At 57.8% G+C, this 6735-nt stretch carries 7 protein-coding genes and 5 tRNA genes; 9 read left to right on the top strand and 3 right to left on the bottom strand.

Annotated elements, in window-relative coordinates:
* The 3 genes from AXF19_RS14475 to AXF19_RS00240 all read right to left on the bottom strand — a co-directional run.
* The coding region (locus AXF19_RS14475) for a methyl-accepting chemotaxis protein (RefSeq protein ID WP_237141634.1) at positions 1 to 678 on the bottom strand (678 nt) is incomplete at its 3' end.
* A gap of 284 nt (positions 679 to 962) precedes the next feature.
* Positions 963 to 1163 carry a hypothetical protein gene (locus AXF19_RS00245; protein ID WP_066843449.1) on the bottom strand — a complete coding sequence of 67 codons (201 nt, stop codon included), beginning with the start codon at positions 1161 to 1163 and terminating at the stop codon, positions 963 to 965.
* Positions 1164 to 1268: 105 nt separating this feature from the next.
* Positions 1269 to 2099 (bottom strand): polysaccharide deacetylase family protein, encoded by an 831-nt coding sequence (locus AXF19_RS00240; protein WP_442983809.1) that lies wholly within the window; start codon positions 2097 to 2099, stop codon positions 1269 to 1271.
* Between the two features lie 171 nt (positions 2100 to 2270).
* Between AXF19_RS00240 and map the strand changes: the two genes are divergently transcribed.
* The 9 genes from map to rpmG all read left to right on the top strand — a co-directional run.
* Positions 2271 to 3143: a type I methionyl aminopeptidase gene (gene map, locus AXF19_RS00235; protein ID WP_066843443.1), complete on the top strand. Its 873-nt coding sequence runs from the start codon at positions 2271 to 2273 to the stop codon at positions 3141 to 3143.
* On the top strand, positions 3140 to 4414 hold the full coding sequence (locus tag AXF19_RS00230; protein ID WP_066843440.1) for a DEAD/DEAH box helicase: 1275 nt from the start codon (positions 3140 to 3142) through the stop codon (positions 4412 to 4414). The genes map and AXF19_RS00230 overlap by 4 nt, the downstream gene beginning before the upstream one ends.
* A gap of 277 nt (positions 4415 to 4691) precedes the next feature.
* Positions 4692 to 5954 (top strand): diphosphate--fructose-6-phosphate 1-phosphotransferase, encoded by a 1263-nt coding sequence (gene pfp, locus AXF19_RS00225; protein ID WP_066843437.1) that lies wholly within the window; start codon positions 4692 to 4694, stop codon positions 5952 to 5954.
* Between the two features lie 120 nt (positions 5955 to 6074).
* Positions 6075 to 6150, top strand: a tRNA-Met gene (locus AXF19_RS00220).
* 16 nt (positions 6151 to 6166) lie between these two features.
* A tRNA-Tyr gene (locus AXF19_RS00215) sits at positions 6167 to 6252 on the top strand.
* A 7-nt stretch (positions 6253 to 6259) separates the two neighbouring features.
* Positions 6260 to 6335: transfer RNA gene (locus AXF19_RS00210), tRNA-Met, on the top strand.
* A 9-nt stretch (positions 6336 to 6344) separates the two neighbouring features.
* A tRNA-Thr gene (locus AXF19_RS00205) sits at positions 6345 to 6420 on the top strand.
* 6 nt (positions 6421 to 6426) lie between these two features.
* Positions 6427 to 6503 (top strand) — tRNA-Met (locus AXF19_RS00200).
* A 138-nt stretch (positions 6504 to 6641) separates the two neighbouring features.
* Positions 6642 to 6735, top strand: a 94-nt coding sequence (gene rpmG / locus AXF19_RS13215) for a 50S ribosomal protein L33 (protein ID WP_084784843.1), incomplete at its 3' end; no start/stop codon positions are given.

The raw sequence follows: 6735 nt of genomic DNA, 5'->3' as shown, positions 1-6735 counted from the left end.
GTTCTTCGACTGCTCCGCAAGCTTACGCACCTCATCGGCAACGACGGCGAAACCACGTCCATGCTCGCCTGCGCGGGCAGCCTCAATAGAGGCGTTGAGCGCAAGCAGATTCGTCTGCTCGGCGATGCTGTTGACCGTGACGACAAGGTTGTCGATGCTCGCCGTGCGCTCGTGGAGGCTCTTGACATCCTGCGTCATGCTCGTGAGTCCGGTCTGCGCGGTGCCCGTTTCTTGCGCGACCGTCTGAATGCTCGTCTGTGCGAGATCCATCGCATCCTTTCCGCGCCCCGTTTGATCTGCCGTCTCCGAGGTTGCCTCAGCGAGGTGGACGATGTCCTCTGTCATCGAGTTCACCGCATCGAGCAGCTCTTTGACATTCGTCTCCACAATGCGGTTCTCGCGTGCCAGCTCGTTCAGCTGCGCGGATGCACGTACAATATCGTAGACGGACTGATTGATATCGAGTGACAACCCGGTCAGTGTCTCGCGCCGCTGCTGTGCAAACTGTTCGATGAGGCGAGCGACGTTCTGCATACCGGGATCTTTGAGTACCGGCGGTCGTTTGCTCAGATCTCCGTCAAGCAGCGTGCGCAGATAGTTTTCCAGCTCTTTTGTCTCTCCTTGCGTGGAGACCGGTGCCGGTCTTTCGTTGGCATCCTTTCGCGATGAAAAAAACATAATACGTCCTCCCTTTTAAGTGTTTGTCAATTACCAATAGTTTGATAACAAACGGTACAATCTCGACGTTTCCCTCCTGTCATGCAGTATCGAGCGGTTCTTTGCGGTGCCAACATCTTTTCCCCTAGGATGTTCCGCCTAGTCTCGACGCAGTTATTGTAGCATAATCGGTGTATGCTTGAAAAGAGTAAATTGCGTTCTGTGTCGCTGTTTTTTATCCGTGGAGGAGAAAAAAAGAACCGTCGGCAGACGCGCTACCGAACGGTTCTCTCTGTATCCCGTTGTCAATGTGTATGATGGCTATCCTTCAGGATGCCGACCATCGCCTTCTGGACGACATCAAGTACATCGTGGAGTACGGCGTTATACATCTCACCGCCATCGACGACGCCGCGTCCGTTCTCCGTGAGGAAGAATTTCTTCGGATGCTCCGTCGCTGCGTATGCTTCATCAAATTTTGCCTTGACCAGTGCTTCAAAATCCATGAAAAGCCCTCCTTAAACACAATAACCAATAGAAGCATTATAGCATATTTTTTTCGTGCTGTCCCGTTTCTTTTACAGATTTTTGCGAAAAATATCAGTTGTTCATTAGGGAATGAGCATGCAGTTGGCGAGCCATGTGAGACCGCAGGCACGCAGTTCAAGGCGCAGATCCTCAAGGGGGGCGATGAGCGGGGCAAAGGCAAGGCGCAGCTTGAAGCGCGTGAGTGTGTGCATATTCGCGCCGAAGATGGGGATGCGATCCATCTGATAGCATCCTTCCTCGGGCGTGGAGAGGCCGTAGTGTACGGTGAAGCCCCCACGGTAGCCGGCTGCGCGCGTGATCTCCTCGATCTCCGCATTGACGCGGCCGCCGGGGTAGGCGATGTAGTGCATATCGTAGCCGAGCTTTTCCGAGAGGAGGTCATGCGAGTCCGCGATCTCGTGGTGCAGATCGTCGTACGAAGTCAGTTCCGCAAGATTCGCGTGGGTCATCGTGTGGCTCTCAAAGTGGATGAGCCCCGATTCCTTCATCTCGTTGATTTGCTCCCACGTTAGGTAGTTCGGATAGGTGTTTGTGAGATCATAGATGAGGAAGATGGTCGCCTTGAATCCGTATTTTTTGAGGATGGGGTAGGCGTACTCGTAGTTGTCCGCATAGCCGTCGTCGAATGTGATGATAACGGGCTTTTCGGGCAGGGGCGTTCCGTTTTCGAGAGCATCCATCATCTCGTCGATGGTGATCGTCGTATAGCCCTCGTCGGCGAGATATGCCATCTGCGCCTCGAATTGGTCGGGCCAGAGGGTGAGCGGGTTACCGTTCTTCTCCTCGACCTGATGATAGTTCAAAACGGGAACACCTTTTGCCGTCTGCATTAGAATAATGCCGCCGGCAAGGAGGAGTACGAATAGGGCGAGCAGTATGGACAAGAACCGCATACGAGCGAATTTCAATCAGATTACCTTCTTTATGGAACAGAACAAATAACGTGATAAGTGTAGCTTATTGCTTCCGTCATGTCAAGTGCGGGGGATTGAATCATGCGTTGAAAAAAATGTGTTTTCGGTCTATAATGCAGAGGTAGTAACAATGTATAAAGGGGCGAAGGAATGAATCGAAACGAACTTTGCTGGTGCGGCAGCGGAAAGAAATACAAGAAATGTCACGCGGACTTTGACGAGCGCGTCGCCTCCATCCGCTACGATGTGCTGAGGGGGCAGGTGCGCCCGCCGCGCAAGATCATCAACAACGCAGCGGACATCGAGGGCATCCGTCGCGCTGCGGTCATCAACGACGGTGTGCTCGACCTTATGGAGACGCTCGTGCGTCCGGGTGTGGATACGGAGACGCTCGACCGAGCGGCGCATGACTACATCGTGGAGCGCGGCGGGATTCCCGCCTGTCTCGGCTTCGAGGGCTTCCCGAAGAGCATCTGCACATCGATCAACAACGTGGTCTGCCACGGCATCCCGTCGAAGAAGGATGTGCTGAAGGAGGGGGACATTGTCAACGTCGACTCAACGGTCATCCTCGGCGGGTACTATGCGGATGCCTCGCGTATGTACCTCGTTGGCAAGGTGCCCGCAGCGGCAGAGCGGCTGGTGCAGGTGACGCGGGAGTGTATGGAGCGCGGCATTGCGGCGGCGCGTCCGTGGCACTTCCTCGGCGACGTGAGTGCGGCGTGCGGCGACTGGGCGCACGCAAACGGTTACTCCGTTGTCACGGCACTCGGCGGACACGGCGTCGGCAAGGACTTCCACATGGAGCCGTTCGTTCCGCATGTGGGCGAGGCGGGCACGGGCATGCTCATGGTGCCCGGCATGGTCTTTACGGTCGAGCCGATGATCAACGCGGGCGACTACGATGTAACTGTCGATGCAGACGATGGCTGGACGGTACGGACGAAGGATCACACGCTCTCAGCGCAGTGGGAAAAGACCATCCTCATCACGGAGAACGGCCCCGAGGTGCTTTCATCATGACGCATTTCGATCAGCTGGGCGTGTCGGAGACGCTTGTCACCCTCCTCAAAAAGCAGGGCATCTTGCAGCCGACACCCGTGCAGGAGCAGGCGATCCCGCCGATGCGCGCGGGACGCGATGTCATCGCACAGGCGCAGACGGGCACGGGCAAGACGCTTGCCTTTCTCCTGCCGCTCCTCGCGAAGATCAAGCCGCAGGGCATGGCGGCACAGGCGCTCGTCATTGCGCCCACGCGCGAGCTTGCGATACAGATCGCACGCGTGGCGGAGCCGCTCGGTGCAGGGCTCGGTATCGGCACAATCGTCATTTATGGCGGCGCGGACATCGAGCGGCAGAAGGAGAAGCTGCGCCGCCGGCCGCAGCTCATCATCGGCACGCCCGGCCGTCTGCTCGACCATGTGCGGCGCGGAACACTCGTCCTCGGCAGCGTAAACAAGATCGTCCTCGACGAGGCGGACGAAATGCTGAAGATGGGCTTCATCGAGGACGTGGAGACACTGCTCGATACGGCAGCGCAGGACTATCAGCTTGCACTCTTCTCCGCGACCCTGCCCGAGCGGATCGTGCGTCTCACGAAGCGGTTCATGACGAATCCCGCGCACATCCGCATCGAGGGCGAACGGACGACGCTCTCGAATGTCGAGCAGGTTGTGCTCTCCGTCAGCGAGGGGGCGAAGCTCGACCGCCTCTGCGCCTCCATCAACGAGGAGGCGCCCTATCTTGCAATGGTGTTCTGTGCGACGAAGGAGCGCACGCGCGCCCTCATGATGGAGCTCGCGCACCGCGGCTACCTCGTGGATGCCCTCAGCGGCGACCTCACGCAGACGCAGCGCGCCTTTGTCCTGCGGCAGTTTCGTGAGGCAAAGCTGCAGATTCTCTGCGCAACGGACATCGCCGCGCGCGGACTCGACATCGAGGGCGTGACCCACGTCTACAACTACGACCTGCCGCCGACCGTCACGGACTACATCCATCGCATCGGACGCACGGGTCGCGCGGGCGCAACGGGGAAGGCGATCACGCTCGTTGCGGCGCATCAGCATGAGAAGCTGCGCAAGATGGAGGCGGCACTCAAAGAGCGTTTGCGCCGCGATGCCGTGAAGAAAAAGCCGCGCCCGCGCCCCACAGAGGGAGAGGCGCGGCAGACGGCACGCCCACCGCACAATGCAAAGCGCCGTAGCGCGCCGAAATCTGCAAAGTCGAAGCCGCGCAGCAAGAAATCGGGCAAGACCGTCACGAATATCGGACGGCGTAGCCGCAAGCGGCGCTGAGTTCTATGATAAGGGGCTGTTCACGAGCGCCCCTATCGGCTCACTGCGTTCGCCACTTCCCCCGTTGCGACGGGGGAAGCTAATATGCCGTGCTCCCAAGCCTCCCCCGTGCGACACGGGGGAGGGGAACCGCGACAGCGGTGGAAGGGGCGCTTTGAGCGCATGGGCAACACTGACAAAAGCATGACAGCGAGCCAAAAATTTCCATAGAGCAGGAAAACAATTCATTTCGTCGAATCTATCATTGTATAGATAATTCCAAAGAGGAGGCATATTCATGATTGGGATCAAAAAGGTCATTGCGATCATCTGCGGGGGCGGCCCCGCGCCGGGCATCAACAGCGTCATCTCGGCGGTTACGAGCGAGGCGACGCGCCACGGCTGGGATGTGCTCGGCATCTATGACGGCTTCTCGCGCCTCGCGCGCGGCGAGAAGAACTACGTCCGCCTCGAGCCCGCGAACATCAGCCGCATCCACCTGACGGGCGGCTGCATCCTCAAGATGTCACGCTTCAACCCGACGAAGAAGGAATCCGACCTGCGCACCGTCGTCGAGACGCTGACCGAGCTGGGCGTGACCCACGTCGTCACCATCGGCGGCGACGACACGGCGTTCAGCTCGATGGCAGTCTCCGAATATGCCCGCAAGATGGGGCGCACGATCAACGTCGTCCACGTCCCGAAGACCATCGACAACGATCTGCCGCTGCCCGAGGGCGTTCCGACATTCGGCTTCGAGACGGCACGCGCGTTCGGCACGATGGAGATCGAGAACCTCATGGAGGACGCGAGCACGACGAATAACCGCTGGTACTTCACCATCGCCATGGGGCGCACGGCGGGACATCTCGCGCTCGGCATGGGGCGCAGCGCGGGCGCGGCAATCACCATCATCCCCGAGGAGTTCGCGCAGGATAAGATTCCCCTGCAGCAGGTCGTCGACGTCATTGTCGGCTCGATTGTGAAGCGCTACCTCACTGGCCGCAACTACGGCGTCGCCGTCATTGCGGAGGGCGTTATCGAGAAGATTGCTGAGGAGGACTTTGCAAAGCTCGGCAACGTCGTCACGGATGAGCACGGACACATCCGCTACAGCGAACTCGACTTCGGCGAAATCCTCAAGCAGGCGGTACTCGCCGAGACGAAGAAGCTCGGCATCACGATCTCCGTCATCGACAAGGAGATCGGCTACGAGCTGCGCTGCACGGCGCCAATCGCGTACGACATCGACTACTGCCGCTCCCTCGGCTACTCTGCCGTGAAGTTCCTCATGAGCGGCGACTCGGGCGCGATCATCACGATTCAGGACAATCAGGCGGTGCCCATGCGCTTTGATGAGATCCGCGACCCCGAGACGGGCAAGACGAAGGTGCGCAAGGTCAACATCAACTCCGTGCACTATCAGATTGCGCGCGGCTTCATGATGCGCCTTGAGAAGGGCGACCTCGACGATCCGGGGCTTGCAAACGCCTACCGTATGACGCACGAGGAGTTCAAGGAGCGCTATGCCTACCTCTTTGACGGCGACGCCGCTGAATAACATAGAGATGCAACACGATGGAGCAGAAAAATTCTGCTCCATTTTTCTATTTAGGGTATTGACGGGATGTCTCCTTTGTCGTATAATATCGTCTTGTTAGCGCAGTGCGCGCAAGGTTATCGCGGGGTGGAGCAGTCGGTAGCTCGTCGGGCTCATAACCCGAAGGTCACAGGTTCAAGTCCTGTCCCCGCAACCAATTTCATAGATCTCATGGGTAGGTGGCCGAGTGGTTAAAGGCAACAGACTGTAAATCTGTCATCTTCGGATTACGATGGTTCGAATCCATCCCTGCCCACCACTTTCATCGCGGGGTGGAGCAGTCGGTAGCTCGTCGGGCTCATAACCCGAAGGTCACAGGTTCAAGTCCTGTCCCCGCAACCAAGTCTGTGCGCTGGTGTAGCTCAGTCGGCAGAGCGTATCCTTGGTAAGGATAAGGTCACCAGTTCAATCCTGGTCATCAGCTCCATATAACGGCGGCATAGCTCAGTTGGCTAGAGCATGCGGTTCATACCCGCAGTGTCCGGAGTTCAAATCTCTGTGCCGCCACCATTTTGTAGATTACCCCCGCTTTGGGGGTTCTTTTATGCTTTTTTGTGAAAATGCGCGGCACACGTTGACAGCATTTTCCAAGTATGATAAATTGGTAAAAGTCGTTTCCAAAGAACTTATTGAGGAGAGTGGATATTCATGCGCAACAACATCACGCTGGAGTGCACGGAGTGCCATAGCCGCAACTATCGCACGAACAAGAACAAGAAGAACAATCCGGATCGTCTGGAGT

The organism is Selenomonas sp. oral taxon 126 (genome assembly GCF_001683335.1).
GTDB lineage: Bacteria > Bacillota > Negativicutes > Selenomonadales > Selenomonadaceae > Centipeda.
This window is presented reverse-complemented; position numbering and strand designations above follow the sequence as displayed.

Bases quoted from the DNA above. Each gene is read 5' to 3' on its own strand.
- AXF19_RS00230 (WP_066843440.1), top strand. From the start codon at position 3,140: ATGACGCATTTCGATCAGCTGGGCGTGTCGGAGACGCTTGTCACCCTC.
- pfp (WP_066843437.1), top strand. From the start codon at position 4,692: ATGATTGGGATCAAAAAGGTCATTGCGATCATCTGCGGGGGCGGCCCC.
- AXF19_RS00245 (WP_066843449.1), bottom strand. From the start codon at position 1,163: ATGGATTTTGAAGCACTGGTCAAGGCAAAATTTGATGAAGCATACGCA.
- map (WP_066843443.1), top strand. From the start codon at position 2,271: ATGAATCGAAACGAACTTTGCTGGTGCGGCAGCGGAAAGAAATACAAG.
- AXF19_RS00240 (WP_442983809.1), bottom strand. From the start codon at position 2,099: ATGCGGTTCTTGTCCATACTGCTCGCCCTATTCGTACTCCTCCTTGCC.